The sequence below is a fragment of the Enterococcus sp. DIV0008 genome (assembly GCF_050542615.1).
GTDB classification, from domain to species: domain Bacteria; phylum Bacillota; class Bacilli; order Lactobacillales; family Enterococcaceae; genus Enterococcus_D; species Enterococcus_D innesii.
Map to the genome: position 1 here is coordinate 271,892 of NZ_CP172937.1, position 18,059 is coordinate 289,950.

15 protein-coding genes and 1 pseudogene are annotated in these 18,059 nt (G+C 42.3%); 11 read left to right on the forward strand and 5 right to left on the reverse strand.

From position 1 onward, the window contains the following. Window positions 1-2 precede the first annotated feature (2 nt). From IGI84_RS01255 to coaA, 5 genes and pseudogenes are all read right to left on the reverse strand, one after another. A pseudogene (locus IGI84_RS01255) lies at window positions 3-131 on the reverse strand (CsbD family protein); the annotation flags it as partial. Between the two features lie 1,076 nt (window positions 132-1,207). Further along, window positions 1,208-2,134, reverse strand: a complete 927-nt coding sequence (locus tag IGI84_RS01260; RefSeq protein WP_252704497.1) for a Bpu10I family restriction endonuclease — start codon at window positions 2,132-2,134, stop codon at window positions 1,208-1,210. Further along, window positions 2,127-3,293 carry a DNA methyltransferase gene (locus IGI84_RS01265; protein WP_252704498.1) on the reverse strand — a complete coding sequence of 389 codons (1,167 nt, stop codon included), beginning with the start codon at window positions 3,291-3,293 and terminating at the stop codon, window positions 2,127-2,129. The genes IGI84_RS01260 and IGI84_RS01265 overlap by 8 nt, the downstream gene beginning before the upstream one ends. A gap of 207 nt (window positions 3,294-3,500) precedes the next feature. Then, window positions 3,501-5,066 carry a glutamine-hydrolyzing GMP synthase gene (gene guaA, locus IGI84_RS01270; protein WP_074934454.1) on the reverse strand — a complete coding sequence of 522 codons (1,566 nt, stop codon included), beginning with the start codon at window positions 5,064-5,066 and terminating at the stop codon, window positions 3,501-3,503. Window positions 5,067-5,146: 80 nt separating this feature from the next. Beyond that, window positions 5,147-6,070, reverse strand: coding sequence for a type I pantothenate kinase (coaA, locus tag IGI84_RS01275; protein WP_005226828.1), 924 nt, complete (start codon window positions 6,068-6,070; stop codon window positions 5,147-5,149). Window positions 6,071-6,406: 336 nt separating this feature from the next. Here coaA and IGI84_RS01280 point away from each other — a divergent pair, with 336 nt between their 5' ends. The 11 genes from IGI84_RS01280 (at window position 6,407) to IGI84_RS01330 (ending at window position 18,051) form a co-directional block, all read left to right on the forward strand. Continuing rightward, a complete protein-coding gene (locus IGI84_RS01280) occupies window positions 6,407-7,012 on the forward strand; it encodes a class I SAM-dependent methyltransferase (RefSeq protein WP_220426294.1) in 606 nt (201 codons plus the stop codon). Between the two features lie 249 nt (window positions 7,013-7,261). Continuing rightward, the gene (locus IGI84_RS01285; RefSeq protein WP_005226832.1) at window positions 7,262-8,281 is read left to right on the forward strand and encodes a LacI family DNA-binding transcriptional regulator; all 1,020 of its coding nucleotides are present in this window, start codon (window positions 7,262-7,264) and stop codon (window positions 8,279-8,281) included. 123 nt (window positions 8,282-8,404) lie between these two features. Continuing rightward, window positions 8,405-9,706: a pyrimidine-nucleoside phosphorylase gene (locus IGI84_RS01290; protein WP_005226834.1), complete on the forward strand. Its 1,302-nt coding sequence runs from the start codon at window positions 8,405-8,407 to the stop codon at window positions 9,704-9,706. Window positions 9,707-9,719: 13 nt separating this feature from the next. Beyond that, on the forward strand, window positions 9,720-10,382 hold the full coding sequence (deoC, locus tag IGI84_RS01295; protein ID WP_005226835.1) for a deoxyribose-phosphate aldolase: 663 nt from the start codon (window positions 9,720-9,722) through the stop codon (window positions 10,380-10,382). Between the two features lie 52 nt (window positions 10,383-10,434). Then, window positions 10,435-10,833, forward strand: coding sequence for a cytidine deaminase (locus IGI84_RS01300; RefSeq protein WP_081118824.1), 399 nt, complete (start codon window positions 10,435-10,437; stop codon window positions 10,831-10,833). 64 nt (window positions 10,834-10,897) lie between these two features. Continuing rightward, the gene (locus tag IGI84_RS01305) at window positions 10,898-12,016 is read left to right on the forward strand and encodes a BMP family lipoprotein (RefSeq protein WP_077453918.1); all 1,119 of its coding nucleotides are present in this window, start codon (window positions 10,898-10,900) and stop codon (window positions 12,014-12,016) included. Window positions 12,017-12,153: 137 nt separating this feature from the next. Continuing rightward, window positions 12,154-13,764 (forward strand): ABC transporter ATP-binding protein, encoded by a 1,611-nt coding sequence (locus IGI84_RS01310; protein WP_372443572.1) that lies wholly within the window; start codon window positions 12,154-12,156, stop codon window positions 13,762-13,764. Beyond that, entirely contained in the window at window positions 13,757-14,908 is a 1,152-nt protein-coding gene (locus tag IGI84_RS01315) for an ABC transporter permease (protein WP_005226844.1), read from the forward strand. The genes IGI84_RS01310 and IGI84_RS01315 overlap by 8 nt, the downstream gene beginning before the upstream one ends. Beyond that, entirely contained in the window at window positions 14,908-15,861 is a 954-nt protein-coding gene (locus IGI84_RS01320; RefSeq protein WP_005232556.1) for an ABC transporter permease, read from the forward strand. The genes IGI84_RS01315 and IGI84_RS01320 overlap by 1 nt, the downstream gene beginning before the upstream one ends. A gap of 194 nt (window positions 15,862-16,055) precedes the next feature. Next, window positions 16,056-17,222, forward strand: a complete 1,167-nt coding sequence (gene deoB, locus IGI84_RS01325; RefSeq protein WP_005232555.1) for a phosphopentomutase — start codon at window positions 16,056-16,058, stop codon at window positions 17,220-17,222. 10 nt (window positions 17,223-17,232) lie between these two features. Beyond that, the gene (locus IGI84_RS01330) at window positions 17,233-18,051 is read left to right on the forward strand and encodes a purine-nucleoside phosphorylase (RefSeq protein WP_008376402.1); all 819 of its coding nucleotides are present in this window, start codon (window positions 17,233-17,235) and stop codon (window positions 18,049-18,051) included. Window positions 18,052-18,059: the final 8 nt, after the last annotated feature.

Consider the following 18,059-nt stretch of genomic DNA (forward strand, 5'->3'; position numbering starts at 1 on the left):
TTTTCTGTTTTTTCTTTTACATAAGAAGCAACTTCTTTAACTTTACCAATGGCTTGATTTAAAAGTCCTTCTACTTTTGTTTCTTTGTCATTGGTTACATCACCAGCAACTTCTTTCGCTTTGCCTTTCATTTTATCTGTTGTTCATTTATCTTTCATTCAAATCACCTCTTAAAAATAAGTGATATTAATCCAAATGAGCCGCCTATAGTGTATGTCAATATTAGAAAATGCAATGTTATGTTTTGCGTTAAGATGGTCAGTATATGGCTATTCTGCTAATTTAGAAAGTAACGATGAACTATAGAAGTGATGATTATTGAGAGATGATACACTGGCGAGTATTTTTTTGACCATACTTTTGACCTTCTCGAACAAGTTTTATTAACAATTATCAGCTTTTTAACAAACTCAAAAATACTGATGTAAAGCGTTTTGTGTTAAATCAGATACCATCAAATTTCCAAGAACTACTCAATGTTGGCTTATAGAAATTCTCCATCCATAATATGTTAGCTCTTTATTCCCAGCCAATGCTTTATGTGTATGCATTCAACAGTGTCGGTTTGGCTTGCAAGTAATTGACAATATTGCTTTCAAACAAATTGAAAGTCATTAAAGTTTTTCATGTTTAAAACTCTTTAAATTGTTACTAGTAAAGCATTTTGAACTGATTGAAAAAATAGTTGGGCTAACCAGGTCTCAAAAAGGCTCGTAAAGGTTCTTTGTTCAACCGTTAATATTTCTTATATATCAATGTTTCGGACGTTTCACAACACTGTTTGTGAAGCGTCTTTTTTTGTTGATACCATTTTGGTCTGCATCTTATTATATGTATGGTGGTATATTTGAAAAAAATGTAAAATGATCCACATTATGAAGAATTTTGAAAACGGATTGATTAGTAAATATGGAATTAGCAGATGTACTTACTGGAAGATGAATTAGAAAAAAGGTACGTTGAAAGGTATGGAAAAGTATTCGAATAAATTTGTGGAGTACAGAATCCCTTTAAGAAAAGTAGTGAAAAAAGAAAAATCTCTTGTCAAACGTTAGTCTGACAAGGGATTTTTGGTAGGGGAAATGGCAGGAAATCATATCATTTTTAATGAAAATCAAGCTCTTCAACAACTGAATAATGTTGATTTATAGACATTCCCCATACATATTATGGTGGCTCTTTATTCCTATTTAAGAATAGTCATATACTAGAAATAGCCGATATCAATGACGTCATCTTCAACAAGATCAATGTTAGCAATTTCTTTTAAAATATAGTTAACGAAACGCAACATTAGTTCTGTGTCATAGGGATGATCGTATAAATATTTTTCATAAAAATCTCTGTTGTACATCCTTCCCTCATACGTTGCAAATGAACTTCGTTTATTTGATGGGAGTCTTTTAGCTTTTCTGAAAATGATAATTTCATCAATATAGGTTGTTGATGAACTTATGGGTGTCATATCCAAAAAATCACAAAGTAGAAAGTATCGTGCGCCAGTAACTGCCATTTTAACATCTCTAGCTGTTGCAGATGCTTCTTGGAACATTGTTTTATCCAAATTTGTTTTTATTTCAGCTAAAATATATCCCAAGTTTGTTGATAAAATATCACTTTCAGAATCTGGAAAATTATTACTATAAGAAGCTTTTAAATAAAGTTTCCGACTCATGGAAAAATCTTGATCTTTAGATTTTATTTCCATTCCACCGGCTAACTTGGGAGTATTTAAAGAAGAAGAAAAATGAACGGACGAATATACTTTGGCTTGAGAAGAGATTTGAATCTCATTATTTATGCCATCTCTACTTTCTAAACATTTCGAAACCAATATGGGTAAGAATTCTTCAATTACAGTATTATCAATCTTTAATTGACCTTTCTGTCTATAAAGAAAATTTTCGGGAGAATCGTAAATTATATTTAAATCTAAGAAGTTCTTGTATTTATTTAGCAAATCTACCATCAATTCAACAATTTCACCAATGTCGCCTGAAGAAATCAGGTTCATAGATTCAATCCAAGAATCATAATTTTTGATAGCTAACAATATCCTGTCTTTGTCTACCTCGGGTAATTTTTTACTATTCAGAACTGCAATCAATTTCTCCCCATGTACTCCTCTAACCATGGTTATTCAACTCCGATTCATTTATATTATTAGATTTTTCTATAGCATCCATTATCAAATCTCTTTTAGGATCATTATCAGAAAGTGCTTTTTTTAATTCTTGTACTCCAATTTTTCTAGCCATTGTTACTATTTCTTCTTTGCTCAAAGTAACATCTACTTTTTTTGCAAAGTGTAAAATATCTTCTTTTATTATTATGCCATATCTATTCTTAAAAACTCTTTGTTGTCTCAATAATAGTGGACAATTGAATATGCTGTTAAATATATCGAAAATAATTTGACTATTACAAAATTTGTGACCTAGCACCGTTGACTCGATTCCAACTATAAAAATGAGTCTTGCATCCATCTTACTAATTCTTAGAGATTCTAAAATTGACAATGCCATGTCTATAGAGTACTGAATAACAGTATAGAATCTATTTCCTCTATGTTTTCTGTTTGAACCAAATTCTGATTTTGCAATATTGAGTACATCATATCCCAAAAATTCGGTAGATTTTCTATAGTTTTGGTGATAATTGAACACATTAATATAAGGAGGGGAAGTTAGGACTATAGTGGCATAGTTACTTTTGAATTTTGTTCTTCTTGAATCCCCTAAAAGTACATCTATTTTCTTTTTTGAGTAGGGTAAACGTTTAATTAATTCCTTCAATTTACCCCATTTGTTAGACAATATAGTTATATTCAATTCGTTTTTATTAAGATCACTTAGGATTAACAGCAATTTAGCAATGTTATTGTAAGTTGTTTCAAGATTAGGATGTTTGCAAAAGTCAATAAATTCTGTAAAGTCTTTCTCTGTCATTATATTATTTAGTCTTTTATCATAATAATTTATTAACTCATTTCTATAACGAGTTGAACAGTTACCTAGTTCGTAAAATTTTGCCATATGGTAAGCTGCTGGATTTAATTCAATTCCACAGACCTCTAGGTCTCTGTTTAAACTTTCAGATACTACAGTTCCAGATCCTAAAAACGGATCGTATAGTACACTGTTGTTGTCAGTATATTTTTCTAGTATAGCTTCAATGAATTCTGGAGAAAACTGCCCTTTCCATGAAAAATTGCTTGTTCTAGATTTATCTGATATATCTAGCAGACTTTGATTAATATCGGTTTTATCAATTGGTACATTAGATAGGTTCATTTTTTTCACCTCAAAAATCTATGTGAATTTTTAAATAATCAATCTTTATATGATAGGTAAATAGACTTGGTTTATAAGAATAAATCCCTACCAATTTTTGGTAGGGAAAATGGTAGGGAATCATATCATTTTTAATGAAAATCAAGCTCTTTTAAAACTGAAGAATGTTGATTTATAGGCATTCCCCATCCTTATTATATTGGCTCTTTATTCCCACTCCACAGTAGCAGGTGGTTTACTCGTAATATCATACACGATCCGATTAACGTGTGCGACTTCGTTGACGATGCGGACGCTGATTTTTTGTAGGACTTCCCATGGGATGCGGGCAAAGTCAGCGGTCATGCCATCGATTGAAGTGACTGCACGGATGCCGACGGTATAATCGTAGGTCCGGCCATCACCCATGACACCGACGGAGCGGATGCCTGGTAAGACGGTGAAGTATTGCCAAATGTCGCGGTCTAAGCCGGCATTTGCGATTTCTTCCCGCAAGATTGCGTCTGAGTCGCGGACGATCGTTAGTTTTTCTTCTGTCAATTCGCCAAGGACACGAATGCCTAGACCTGGTCCAGGGAATGGTTGGCGCCATACGATGCTGTCTGGCATGCCAAGTTGGGTCCCTAATTCACGGACTTCGTCTTTGAACAAGGTGTTCAATGGTTCGATCAATTTGAATTGCATGTCTTCAGGTAAACCACCCACATTGTGGTGTGATTTAATGGTTTGAGCAGTTTCGGTTCCTGATTCGATGACGTCGGTATAAAGGGTTCCTTGGGCAAGGAAAGAAACGCCTTCTTCGCCAGCTAGTTTCGTTGCTTCATCATCGAAGACATACACGAATTCATTCCCGATGATCTTGCGTTTTTCTTCAGGATCAGAAACCCCAGCAAGTTTTGATAGGAAACGTTCTTTGGCATCAACTTTGATGATGTTCAAGCCGAATTTGCCGCCTAAGCTTTCCATTACTTGCTCGGCTTCGCCTTTACGCAAGAGGCCGTGGTCAACAAAAATACAAGTCAGTTGATCGCCAATCGCTTTTTGTAAAAGAACACCAACGACAGAAGAATCGACCCCGCCTGAAAGACCAAGCAAGACTTTTTTGTCGCCCACTTGTTCGCGGATTTTTGCGATTTCCATATCGATGAAGTTGTCCATTGTCCAATCACCTGTACATTGACAAACGTCAATGGCAAAGTGACGCAATAAGTCGTTGCCGTATTCTGAATGGCGAACTTCTGCGTGGAATTGGATACCGTACATTTTGCGTTCGGCATCTTGGATAGAAGCAATCGGGCAATCTTTGCTCGTCGCCACAACGTCAAAGCCTGCAGGTGCTTGAGTGACCAAATCCCCGTGGCTCATCCACACGGTTTGGGTTGCGGGCGTGTTTTGGAAAAGGGCCGCTGCATCAGAAGTGACTTCCAATTCTGCTTTGCCGTATTCACGGTTTTTGGCTGGTTCAACTGTTCCGCCTAATTTATAAGTAATCAACTGCATGCCGTAACAGATCCCTAAAACTGGGATGCCTAAATCAAAAATTTTCTCGTCGATGCCGAAAGAGTTCTCGTCGTAGACGCTGTTTGGTCCGCCAGATAAGATGATCCCTTTTGGATTCATCGCTTTTACTTCTTCAGCGGTAATGCGGTGGCTCAATAATTCTGAGAAAACACCGAACTCACGAATACGGCGTGTAATCAGCTGGTTGTACTGACTACCGTAATCAAGTACGATAATTTTTTCGACGTTTGGCAAAGTGTCAACGTTTGTCACAATAAATTACCTCAATTCTTTTAGTTTTTATTGAAAAAAGGCTGGGCCTTTTCAACAGCATAATGATAAAAATGAAGCGGTCAATACTTGCGCAAGAACACTTCATCGATCAAATGGTGCTTTGTTTTATGAAGAATTATATCGGCTCTGCTGCGTGTAGGCAAGATATACTCGTGTAAATTCTTTAAATTCACATTTTTCCATACTTCTTTTGCCATTTTAATCGCTTCCTTGCGATCCCCGATCGCATATTGGTAATAATAATTGCTGGGATCTTGAAAGGCAGTGTCTAGTAATGATTCAAATCGTTCCAAATACCATTTTTCGATCAGTGCTGGTTGGGCATCCACGAAAATTGAAAAATCAAAAAAGTCACTGATATAGATTTGTTGGTTGGCAGGCAGTTGCAGGGTATTGATGCCTTCCACGATCAAGATATCTGGTTGACTGATCGTTTCATACGTATCAGGAATAATATTGTAGACTTCATGGGAGTAGACGGGGATCTGAATGTCTGGTTCTCCTGACTTGACCGCATTCAAAAAGTTGATCAAGGCTTCCATGTCATAACTTTCTGGAAATCCTTTGCGATTCAAGCTGCCGCGTTCCTCCAAGACTTCGTTCGGGTACAAAAAGCCGTCAGTGGTGATCAGTTGGACGGTTCTGCGGGGAAACAAACGGGCCAACAAATTTTGGACGAGCCGTGCGGTGGTGCTTTTGCCGACGGCGACACTTCCAGCGATGCCAATGATAAAAGGCGGCATTTTGACGTAGCGGTGTAAAAAGAGTCCCTTGCTGAGGGTCAATGATTCAAACTCTTTCATATAAAGATGGATCAGATGGCATAAAGGCACGTAAACATCTTCCACATCTTGGACCGAGATCCGGTCGTTCAAACTTTTGATATTATCCAATTCTTCTTGAGTGAAAGGCATCATGCCGTTCGTATAAAACCCTTGCCATTGCTCACGAGGAATTTGATAAAAATTCATGGTTTCTTGCATAGTAGGCTCCTTTTTTGCGGCATCATCGGTTTCTATTAGAAGCGATAGGCCACTGTTCGAAAGTATTTTACCATAGAAACCCGCGGAACTTGGAAAAAAGACATGATTTCCTTTGCAGAAACAACAAAAAACTGTTTTTTCGTTGTTTTTTTTGCTGGGCGTTTACTTCTGGCTGTTTTTCGGTATGATTAGAAAGAAGCAGCAGGCAAATCTTGCACGGCTTTTTTACTGGTGTTTTCACTACGGTCACTCGTTCTAGTAGAAGAAACAAGGAAAAACCAGTAGAAGCCAGTAGAAAAAACAAGCGAAGAGGGAATAGAAGAAAGGGGCATAACCATGAGTAATCATTACTATACAGAAAATCCTGATACGGCCCATGATTTTGAACAGTGGTCGTTTGAATTAAGAGGAAAGAAGTTTCATTTTGTGACAGATAGCGGGGTGTTTTCCCGTGACACGGTGGACTACGGCTCGCGGGTGCTGATCGATGCGTTTGAGTGGGCGGAGCTGCCAGAAGGAAGTCTGCTAGACGTTGGGTGTGGCTATGGTCCTGTTGGTTTAGCGTTGGCTTATGCAAGTCATCGGCCTGTCGAGATGATCGATATCAATCAGCGGGCAGTGGATTTGGCAAAAGGCAATGCCCAGCGTAACGGCATTGAACAGGTAGATATCCATCAATCCAATATCTATGCCCAATTAAATCAACCTGCTTATGCGGCGATCCTCAGCAATCCACCGATTCGGGCAGGAAAAGAAGTCGTCCATGAGATTTTGACAGGGGCGTTTCCGCTACTAAAAACAGGGGGAACTTTAACGATCGTGATCCAAAAGAAACAAGGGGCGCCGAGTGCTCAAAAGAAAATGCAAGAGACCTTTGGCAATGCCGAAATCATCAAAAAAGACAAAGGCTATTACATCATTCAAAGCGTAAAAGAAGCGTAGCTGCTCTTTGATTCTCAACAGATCAAAGGCATCGCCAAGGCAAGTGTTGGTTAGCAGCAACTGGGCAGTTGGTTTCTCAAAAAGCCTGTTGTCAGCAGCCTTTCAAGCAATCGCAGCGTTGGTTAATCACCTGTCTGTATCGTCAGGCTATTTTTGATCAACGAAAAAGAAAGTCGCACACTTGTTGAAAGTGTGCTATTTTTTTTGAGAAAAATTTGCTACACTTTAGGCAAGAGAGGAGAGAAGCAGATGAAATTGACGATTAAACAGATTGCTGAAATGGCTGGCGTCTCTGTCACGACCGTGTCGCAGATCCTAAACAATAAAGGCAGCCGGTTTAGTGAAGAAACCCGAAAGCGGGTCTTAGATATCGTAAATAAATATCACTATAAGCCGGATTTTTTTGCTTCGAATCTTATCAACCGCCATTCAAAAACGATCGGAATGATCGTGCCTGATGTGACGGATTTCTTTTTCTCTAAAGTCATTGAAGGGGCGGAAAGTTATTTCAATCCACTAGGTTACATGCTAGTGTTATGCAATTCGCGCCACAGCCAAGAAAAAGAAGTTCAATATTTGAATGAACTGTCTCATCGTTCGGTAGATGGCATCTTATTAGCGACGCCGCATTTGCTGCCAGAGGATTATTCCTTGAAGAGCGGGTTCTTTGATGACCGACCAATTATTTTAGTCGATCGTGGGATCAATCAGCGGGACAATGGTCGTTTGATCGTGAAAGAATACGAAGGGGCCTACCAAGCCGTCAGCTATTTGATCAAGAATGGTCACCGCAACATTGCGATGCTCAAAGAAATCACCGGCTACTATCAATTAGAGGAACGGTTCAATGGCTATCGCCATGCCTTAAAAGATCATCAGATCCCTTTTAAAGGCCGATATGTAGAAAATGCTGAATTAACGGTTACTGGTGGGTACGAAGCAACGAAGGAATTATTGAAGTATAAAGAGATCACAGCGTTCTTCTGCGGCAACGATGCCATGGCGATCGGCTGTTATCAAGCGATTTATGAGGCGGGCAAAAAAGTACCGGAAGACTACTCGGTGATCGGCTTTGATGCCTTGAAATTATCGGAATACATCACACCACCGCTTACCACGGTCATGCAGCCGACCTTTGAGATCGGTTTTACCGCAGCGAAGTTTTTAGTGGACGCCATTGAGTTTCCGACACGGCGAATTCCAAATAAGATTTTTGATACAAAATTAATTATTCGTGAGAGCGTGAAGACATTGACAAGCGAGAAATAATGCGGTATATTTCTTCTTGTAAGTGTTTTCATAGTTTTGCGATATTTAGTAAACTGTTTTACTAAAGTGGTTTACCCTACGAAAAATTATTGTATAATGTTAAAGGAAGCGAGGGTCATTTCGATGCGAATGGTGGATTTAATTGAAAAGAAACGTGACGGCAAGTCATTGACGAAGGAAGAAATTGACTACATTGTAACTGCGTATACTGAAGGAAGTATTCCAGATTATCAAATGAGTGCCTTGTTGATGGCTATTTTTTATGTAGATATGACAGATGAAGAGATCACGAACTTAACGCTAGCAATGGCAAATTCTGGCGAAGTGATCGACCTATCCTCAATTGAAGGAATCAAAGTCGATAAGCATTCGACCGGTGGTGTTGGTGATACGACCACATTGATCTTAGCGCCCTTAGTGGCTAGTGTTGGCGTACCGGTTGCGAAAATGTCTGGCCGCGGCTTAGGCTATACCGGTGGGACGTTAGACAAGCTTGAAGCAATCCCTGGATTTAAAATCGAGCTTTCTGAAGCTGACTTTATCCGATTAGTCAACGAAAGCAAAGTGGCCGTGATCGGTCAATCAGGAGATTTAGCTCCTGCGGACAAAAAACTGTATGCCTTACGAGATGTGACGGCAACGGTTAGTTCGATCCCATTGATTGCCAGTTCGATCATGAGTAAAAAAATCGCGGCAGGTGCCGATGCGATTGTGTTAGATGTAACCACAGGCGATGGCGCCTTTATGAAAAACTTGGAGGATGCCAAACGCTTAGCCCAAACGATGGTCCGTATCGGAAAATTGGCAAATCGCCAAACGATGGCAGTCATTTCTGATATGTCACAGCCTCTAGGGGAAGCGATCGGCAACAGTTTGGAAGTGGTGGAAGCCATTGAGACACTGCAAGGAAAAGGACCGAAAGACTTGGAAGAAATGTGCTATGCACTGGGCAGCCAAATGGTCGTTTTAGCGAAAAAAGCTGATTCATTGGAAGAAGCACGCCAACTGTTGGAAGAAGCCCTGCATTCAGGCAAAGCGTTAGAAAAATTCAGACAGATGATCACAGACCAAGGCGGAGACGCTACAGTGATCGATGACCCGAGCAAGATTTTGACAGCGAAATATGAAGTGGAAGTCCCAGCGAAAACTAGCGGCGTGGTGACGAAATTAGTTGCCAATGAGCTAGGGATCGCGGCGATGATGTTAGGGGCAGGTCGTAAGACCAAAGACGAAGACATCGACCATGCCGTGGGCATCAAATTGCATAAGAAAGTTGGCGAATCCGTAAGCAAAGGAGAATCGCTATTGACGATCTATAGCAATACCGAAGCAATCGAGGATGTCAAAGCATTGATCGACCAAAATATTGAAATTGGGGAAGATGGCGCAGAACCGCCATTGATCCATGACATTATTACAGAATAAGGAGCGAATAAAAATGGAATTGAATCGCATGATCGACCACACGATTTTGAAAGCAGACGCAACGGAGGAAGATGTTTTACGAATCATCGAAGAGGCAAAAACCTATCACTTCTATTCTGTCTGCATCAATCCAACGTGGGTTTCATTAGCAGCAGAAAAATTACAAGGCGAACCAACGGCTGTTTGTACCGTGATCGGTTTTCCTTTAGGGGCAAACACATCTGAGGTCAAAGCTTATGAAACAACAGATGCGATCAAAAACGGCGCAGATGAAGTCGATATGGTAATCAACGTAGGTGCCTTAAAATCAAAACAATACAAAAAAGTTCAAGCAGACATCGAAGCAGTCGTTGAAGCAGCCAAAGACAAAGCGCTTGTCAAAGTAATCATTGAAACAGCGTTATTAGACAACGAAGAAATCGTCAAAGCCTGTGAATTAGCCAAAGCAGCCGGTGCAGATTTCGTGAAAACCTCAACTGGCTTTTCAACTGGTGGGGCAGTCGTTGAAGATGTTCGCTTGATGCGTGAAACAGTAGGACCAGAAATGGGTGTCAAAGCTTCCGGTGGTATCCACAACGAAGCAGAAGCTGCAGCTATGGTCGAAGCGGGCGCAAACCGCTTAGGAACAAGCGCAAGTGTTGCCATCGTGACTGGCTCAACAGGTGCTGGCTACTAAGCCTAGCATTAAGTTAAAGTAGCAAAAATTAAATACAAGAGCGGGGAAGACAATGACAATAGCGAAAAAAGAGTGGATCGACACCGCCGTTTCCGCCTTAGATAAAGCATATGTGCCGTACTCTAAGTTTCCGGTCGGTGCTTGTCTCGTTTCCAAAAATGGTACGATATATCAAGGGATCAACATTGAGAATGCCTCATATGGCTTAACAAATTGCGCAGAACGAACGGCTTTTTTCAAAGCCGTTTCTGAAGGCGAAAAAGAGTTTCAACATTTGGTTGTGGCGGGTCATACGCCAGAACCGATCTCTCCTTGCGGTGCTTGCCGCCAGGTCATGGTGGAATTTTGTGCGCCAGATATGCCGGTTACCTTAGTCGGTGATGATGGTGTCATCAAAGAAACCACGGTAGAAGGCCTATTGCCTTATTACTTCACGAACAAAGATTTATAAACCATGTTCATTCAGTCGATGCGGCTGTTGAAAAAAAACTATATTTTTAGGGGGCTTTACAGCAATGAAAAAAGCAAAATTATTTAGTTTAGGTATTGTTGCAGTAGCTGGGTTGACTTTACTTGGTGCTTGTGGCGGAGGAAATTCAGGTTCAACTGATTCAACTGGCGGCGGTTCTGCAGACGGTACGACTGATGCAGCGCATAGTGTCGCAATCGTTACCGATATCGGCGGGGTGGATGACCGTTCATTCAACCAATCCGCGTGGGAAGGCTTAGAAGCATGGGGAGAAGAACACGGGATCGCTCGCGGTGCTGGTGGATATGACTACGTGCAATCAAACGAAGCATCAGAATACACAACAAACGTAAATGGTGCCGTGCAAAATGGTTTCAAAACAGTGTTTGGTGTTGGTTACCTATTGAAAGACGCAATCTCAGCAGCAGCTGACCAAAACCCTGATACACAATTCGGGATCATCGATGATGTGATCGAAGGCAAAGACAACGTCGTTTCAGCAACATTTAAAGACAATGAAGCAGCTTACTTAGCTGGTTTTGCTGCAGCTTATACAACCAAAACAAACAAAGTCGGCTTCATCGGTGGTGAAGAAGGCGTCGTTATCGACCGTTTCGAAGCTGGTTTCATGAAGGGCGTTCAAGACGCAGCTGAAAAATTAGGCAAAGAAATCACAGTTGATCCTCAATATGCAGCATCATTTGGTGATCCTGCAAAAGGGAAAGCATTGGCAGCTTCAATGTACCAAAGCGGCATTGACGTAATCTTCCATGCATCTGGCGGTACTGGTGCAGGTGTCTTCCAAGAAGCAAAAGCAATCAACGAACAATTGAACGAAGCAGACCTAGAAGACAAAAAAGTTTGGGTCATCGGTGTAGATAGCGATCAACAAGACGAAGGTAATTTCACAACTGCTGACGGCAAAGAAGATAACTTCACATTGGCTTCAACATTGAAAGGTGTTGGCGCAGCGGTACAAGATATCTCAACTCGTGCGTTAGAAGATAACTTCCCTGGCGGCGAACACATTGTTTACGGCTTGAAAGATGGCGGTGTAGACATTACTGAAGGGTTCCTTTCAGATGATGCCAAAGCAGCGATCGAAACAGCGAAACAAGACGTAATCGACGGCAAAGTAGAAGTACCAGAAACACCTGAAAAATAAAGTTATGCTTTTCGGTTATCTTGCCCTAGCTTAGGGCAAGATGATCGTTGTTGGATTACTATGTTGATGAAAGCTATGGGTTTTCATGAGGATAGTAATCATCCTAAGCAATAGCAATTATTTTTTTGACATGACGAATGGTTTGTATAAGCGAATTAGAAAGTAAGGATGTGAGTAATTTGGCTGAGGAAAAATATGTTGTAGAAATGCGTCATATCACCAAAGAGTTTGGAACGTTCAAAGCCAATGACGATGTCAACTTGCAAGTAAGGCCGGGAGAAATCCACGCATTGCTTGGTGAAAATGGAGCGGGCAAGTCGACCTTGATGAATATGCTGTCAGGATTATTGGAACCAACATCTGGTGAGATCTGGATGAATGGTGAAAAAGTGAATATCACGAGTCCGACCGCAGCAAACAAATTGGGGATCGGTATGGTGCATCAGCATTTCATGCTGGTAGACGCCTTTACTGTAACAGAAAATATCATTTTGGGGAGCGAACCCCATCATCTCGGTGTGTTAGATCGCAAGAAAGCCCGCAAAGAAATCAAAAAGGTTTCTGAACAATATGGTTTATCGGTTGATCCAGATGCCTATGTGCGTGACATCTCTGTCGGAATGGAACAACGGGTAGAGATCTTGAAGACTCTTTACCGCGGCGCAGATGTATTGATTTTTGATGAACCAACGGCAGTTTTGACACCGCAAGAAATCGAAGAGCTGATTGAGATTATGCGCGGATTGGTGCGTGAAGGGAAATCGATCATCTTGATCACCCACAAACTGGATGAGATCAAAGCGGTGGCAGACCGTTGTACAGTTATCCGTCGGGGGCAAGGGATCGGCACTGTCAATGTCAAAGACGTCAGTTCACAACAGTTGGCCGATATGATGGTTGGTCGTTCTGTGTCCTTCAAGACACCGAAGAAAGAGGCGTCACCAAAAGAAGTCGTGCTTTCTGTTGAAAACTTAGTCGTAAAAGAAAACCGCGGCTTAGAAGCAGTCAAAAACTTAAGCTTAGAAGTACGTGCAGGTGAAGTATTGGGGATTGCTGGTATCGATGGCAATGGGCAATCAGAGCTGTTACAAGCCATCACTGGTTTACGGAAAGTCGAAAGTGGCAGGGTCTTGCTGAATGGCGATGACATCACCAACTTCAAGCCTCGGAAAGTCACCGAAGCCGGCGTTGGCCATGTGCCAGAAGACCGTCACAAATACGGACTTGTCTTGGATATGATGTTATCAGAAAACATCGCCTTACAAACCTACTACAAAAAACCTTTGAGTAATGCAGGTGTCTTGGATTATGGAGAGATCAACGAGTTTGCTCGTGACTTGATTCAAGAATTTGACGTACGAACAGTCAACGAGATCGTACCAGCACGGGCATTGTCCGGCGGGAATCAACAAAAAGCGATCATCGCACGAGAAATCAGCCGCGATCCTGATCTATTGATCGTTGCCAATCCGACCCGTGGGTTGGATGTCGGAGCGATCGAATTTATCCACAAACGCTTGATTGAACAGCGGGATAAATTCAAAGCGGTGTTGTTAGTCAGCTTTGAATTAGATGAAATTTTGAATGTATCAGACCGCATTGCTGTTATTCATGCTGGTGAGATCGTTGGGGTCGTTGATCCGAAAGAAACATCAGAGAAAGAGCTTGGCTTGTTGATGGCAGGGTACTCCTTGGAGGAAGCAAGACGAGAGCTGCAAATGGAGGAAGTAGGTGGTTCGGTTGAATAACCGCAAAGAAAAGATCCGCAATATATTAGTGCCGATCATCGCTGTCTTGTTGGGATTCGTCCTTGGCGGGATCATCATGGCGGCCTTCGGCTACAGCCCAATCACAGGGTATACACAAATGTTTCGGACCGTTTTTATCAACGGACAAACAGGTGGGTTAAATGCCCGCAACATTGGTGAGATTTTTGTTACAGCAGGACCCTTGATCTTTACTGCTCTGGGATTTGCCGTTGCAAACTCAGCAGGATTCTTCAATATCGGTCTTTCTGGTCAAGCGCTAGCAGGTTGGGTTGCCAGTATCTGGGTCGCACTGGCGATGCCGGATGCACCTCGTTTAGTGGTCTTGCCATTAGCCGTGATCGTAGGGGCTTTATGCGGGGCGATCGCAGCTGCGATTCCTGGTTTCCTACGGGCATTCTTTGGAACAAGTGAAGTCATCGTGACGATCATGATGAACTATATCTTGCTTTATACGGGGAACCATTTAGTCAATAATGTGATGAGTGAATCCATGATCACGACAAAAGGGGTCACGAAAATGGTGGGGGAAAATGCCTCCATGCAGACGCCGTTTCTAGCAAGCATCACGAGTAACTCTCGCTTGAACTTAGGGATCTTCTTAGCCTTGATCTTCTTAGTTTTGGTTTGGTTCTTGATGAAAAAAACCACTCTTGGTTATGAGATCCGCGCGGTGGGCTTGAACCCAAGCGCTTCTGAATATGCTGGGATGAGCAGCAAACGGACGATCATTATCTCCATGATCATCTCTGGGACACTTGCCGGATTAGGTGGAGTTGTTCAAGGACTAGGAACGTTTGAAAACTTCTTCGTTCAAGGGTCATCATTAAGCATCGGGTTTGACGGTATGGCTGTATCCTTGTTAGGAAGCGGCTCATCGATCGGAATCTTGCTTTCAGCCCTCTTGTTCAGTATTTTGAAATTAGGTGGACAAGGCATGCAGTTTGCAGGTATTCCATCTGAATTAGTTGATGTTAATATCGCAATTATTATTTTCTTCGTAGCGATCAGTTTTGTGATTCGTTTCTTGTTGGCAAAAATCTTTGACGGCAAAAAAGAAGCGCTGGTCGTACAGGAGATTGAAGCCCAACCAAACGATCAAGATCAGGAAGGAGGAACCATCTAATGGATATTAGTTTAATTTCTTCGATCGTCACTCAAACATTGATTTATGCGTCTCCTCTGATTTTGACGGCGCTAGGTGGCGTGTTCTCAGAGCGAAGCGGGATCGTTAACGTGGGTCTTGAAGGAATCATGGTTATGGGTGCTTTTAGCTCGATTGTTTTCAATATTGAATTTGCGTCACAATTCGGTGCGTGGACACCGTGGTTAGGGATGCTCGTCGGCGGACTTGTCGGTGTGGTTTTCTCCTTGCTGCATGCGGTGGCAACCATCAACTTCCGTGCCGACCACATCATCAGTGGTACGGTGATGAACTTGATGGCACCAGCTTTGGCCGTGTTCTTAGTCAAAGCGATCTACAACAAAGGGCAAACGGATAACATCCAACGGACATTGGGGTATTTCAATTTCCCGATTCTTAAAGATATTCCTATCATTGGCCCGATTTTCTTTAATCAAACATTCTTACCGGCGTACTTCGCTATTTTGATCTCAGTGATCGCGTGGTTCGTGATTTTCAAAACACGCTTTGGGTTGCGTCTTCGTTCTGTCGGTGAGCATCCACAAGCAGCTGATACCTTAGGGATCAATGTTTACGTGATGCGCTACTCAGGCGTCTTGATCTCTGGATTCCTTGGCGGGATGGGCGGTGCCTTGTTTGCTCAATCGATCGCGGGTCGCTTTGCCGTGACAACGATCGCCGGTCAAGGGTTTATCTCGATGGCTGCGATGATCTTTGGTAAATGGAATCCACTTGGTGCGATGGGCGCAGCGATTTTCTTCGGTTTCGCGCAAAACATCAGTATCGTAGGTGGCCAATTGCCAATCATCTCTTCCATTCCAGCGGTTTACTTACAAGCTGCGCCTTATGCCTTGACGATCATCGTGCTCGTTCTTTTCCTTGGAAAAGCCGCTGGTCCGAAAGCTAACGGGAAGAACTACATTAAATCTAAATAATTTTTTCAGTATGAAAGGGTGGGGCTATGGGACATGAATGTGTTGCTGTGTCCTGCCCTTTTTCTATCCTCTGGGTGAAAGGAACGCATCAGGAAATTTCCAAAGCAACCCAGCGCAATTTTTGCTTAAGTTTAGTATGATAGAGGTAGTAGATCCGCTTGTAAAAGCATAAAATAAAGAAAGTAGGGAATAGAATGTTTAAACGTGTACACTTGATCGTGATGGATTCAGTCGGAATTGGTGAAGCACCTGATGCGGCAGCTTTTGGTGATGTCGGTTCAGATACATTAGGCCATATTGCAAAAGAAGCAGGCTTAACGATCCCTCACTTGGAACAATTAGGCCTAGGTACGATTCGTCCTTTAGAAGGCGTAAAGGCGGTAGCTGACCATGATGGGTATGCAACCAAATTGGAAGAAGTTTCTGTTGGGAAAGATACGATGACGGGGCACTGGGAGATCATGGGCTTGAATATCCAAAAGCCTTTCCGCGTATTTCCCGATGGGTTTCCCGATGAATTGTTGCAACAGATCGAAGCCTTCTCAGGACGTAAAATCGTCTGCAATGCGCCGTATTCTGGGACAGCAGTCATTGATGACTTTGGCGAACATCAAATGAAGACCGGGGATCTGATCGTTTACACTTCGGCTGACCCAGTGTTGCAGATCGCCGCTCATGAGGAAATCATTCCATTAGAAGAATTGTATCGTATTTGTCAGTACGTTCGGGATATCACGAAAGATGAGCCGTATATGATCGGCCGCATCATCGCGCGTCCTTATGTCGGTGAGCCTGGAAACTTTACTCGTACGAGCAATCGTCATGACTACGCACTCGATCCATTTGGCCATACAGTGTTAGATTCATTGAAAGAAGCTGGAAAAGACGTGATCGCCGTTGGGAAAATCAATGATATCTTCAACGGGCAAGGAATCACCGATTCTGTACGGACGAAGAGCAATATGGACGGTGTGGATCAATTACTGAAAGTGATGAAACAAGACTTTACGGGTCTAAGCTTTACGAACTTGGTTGACTTCGATGCGCTTTATGGTCACCGTCGCGATGTCGTAGGGTATGCCCACGCCATTGAAGATTTTGATTTGCGTATTCCAGAACTCTTAGAAGCAATGGGAGATGAGGATCTGTTATTGATCACAGCTGACCACGGCAATGACCCAACCTTTACGGGAACGGATCACACGAGAGAATATGTGCCATTATTAGCCTACAGCAAGAAATTCCAAGGCCAAGGAAAATTGCCACAAGGCTACTATGCGGATATTTCCGCAACGATCGCTGAAAACTTTGGTGTTTCAGCTACAGAAAACGGAACTAGCTTTTTAAAACATTTAAACTAGAGGTGATGAAATGACAACGTTACATGAGAAATTACAAGAAACAACGGCATTTATCAAAGGAAGCGGCGTCGGTGAAGTGGAATTTGGCTTGATTTTAGGTTCTGGCTTAGGGGAATTAGCCGATGAGATCGAAAACCCAATCGTGTTGCCTTACAACGATATCCCGCATTTTCCTGTTTCGACAGTGGTCGGTCATGCCGGACAATTGGTCTATGGAACATTAGCTGGGAAAAAAGTCTTAGCGATGCAAGGGCGATTCCATTATTATGAAGGCCATTCGATGCAGACGGTCACTTACCCCGTCCGTGTGATGGCGGCATTGAAAGCTCATTCTTTAGTCGTGACCAATGCCTGTGGCGGTGTGAACGAAAGCTTCCAGCCTGGAGACTTGATGTTGATCACCGATCAAATCAACTTTATGGGGGACAACCCACTGATTGGTGAAAACGAAGAAGAAATGGGTCCACGTTTCCCAGATATGAGCCAAGCCTACCATTTGCCTTATCGGGAAGCGGCACAAAAAGTTGGCGCATCAAAAGGATTGCACTTAAAAGAAGGCGTCTATATGGGCTTCTCAGGTCCTACGTATGAAACGCCAGCAGAGATCCGCTTTGCTCGGACGATCGGTGCCGATGCTGTCGGTATGTCGACTGTCCCAGAAGTGATCGTTGCTGTTCACAGTGGCTTGAAAGTCTTAGGTGTTTCTTGCATCACAAACTTGGCTGCTGGTATGCAAGCGAGCTTGAATCACGAAGAAGTCGTGGAAACGACGGAACGGGTCAAGGCAGAATTTAAAGCGTTGATCAAAGAAACGTTAGCAGTACTATAAAAAGCAGA

What these genes read in the sequence shown, in the direction of transcription:
- IGI84_RS01260 (WP_252704497.1), bottom strand. Translation starts at nt 2,134, where the DNA reads ATGGTTAGAGGAGTACATGGGGAGAAATTGATTGCAGTTCTGAATAGT.
- IGI84_RS01265 (WP_252704498.1), bottom strand. Translation starts at nt 3,293, where the DNA reads ATGAACCTATCTAATGTACCAATTGATAAAACCGATATTAATCAAAGT.
- coaA (WP_005226828.1), bottom strand. Translation starts at nt 6,070, where the DNA reads ATGCAAGAAACCATGAATTTTTATCAAATTCCTCGTGAGCAATGGCAA.
- IGI84_RS01280 (WP_220426294.1), top strand. Translation starts at nt 6,407, where the DNA reads ATGAGTAATCATTACTATACAGAAAATCCTGATACGGCCCATGATTTT.
- IGI84_RS01285 (WP_005226832.1), top strand. Translation starts at nt 7,262, where the DNA reads ATGAAATTGACGATTAAACAGATTGCTGAAATGGCTGGCGTCTCTGTC.
- IGI84_RS01290 (WP_005226834.1), top strand. Translation starts at nt 8,405, where the DNA reads ATGCGAATGGTGGATTTAATTGAAAAGAAACGTGACGGCAAGTCATTG.
- deoC (WP_005226835.1), top strand. Translation starts at nt 9,720, where the DNA reads ATGGAATTGAATCGCATGATCGACCACACGATTTTGAAAGCAGACGCA.
- IGI84_RS01300 (WP_081118824.1), top strand. Translation starts at nt 10,435, where the DNA reads ATGACAATAGCGAAAAAAGAGTGGATCGACACCGCCGTTTCCGCCTTA.
- IGI84_RS01305 (WP_077453918.1), top strand. Translation starts at nt 10,898, where the DNA reads ATGAAAAAAGCAAAATTATTTAGTTTAGGTATTGTTGCAGTAGCTGGG.
- IGI84_RS01310 (WP_372443572.1), top strand. Translation starts at nt 12,154, where the DNA reads ATGGTTTGTATAAGCGAATTAGAAAGTAAGGATGTGAGTAATTTGGCT.
- IGI84_RS01320 (WP_005232556.1), top strand. Translation starts at nt 14,908, where the DNA reads ATGGATATTAGTTTAATTTCTTCGATCGTCACTCAAACATTGATTTAT.
- deoB (WP_005232555.1), top strand. Translation starts at nt 16,056, where the DNA reads ATGTTTAAACGTGTACACTTGATCGTGATGGATTCAGTCGGAATTGGT.
- IGI84_RS01330 (WP_008376402.1), top strand. Translation starts at nt 17,233, where the DNA reads ATGACAACGTTACATGAGAAATTACAAGAAACAACGGCATTTATCAAA.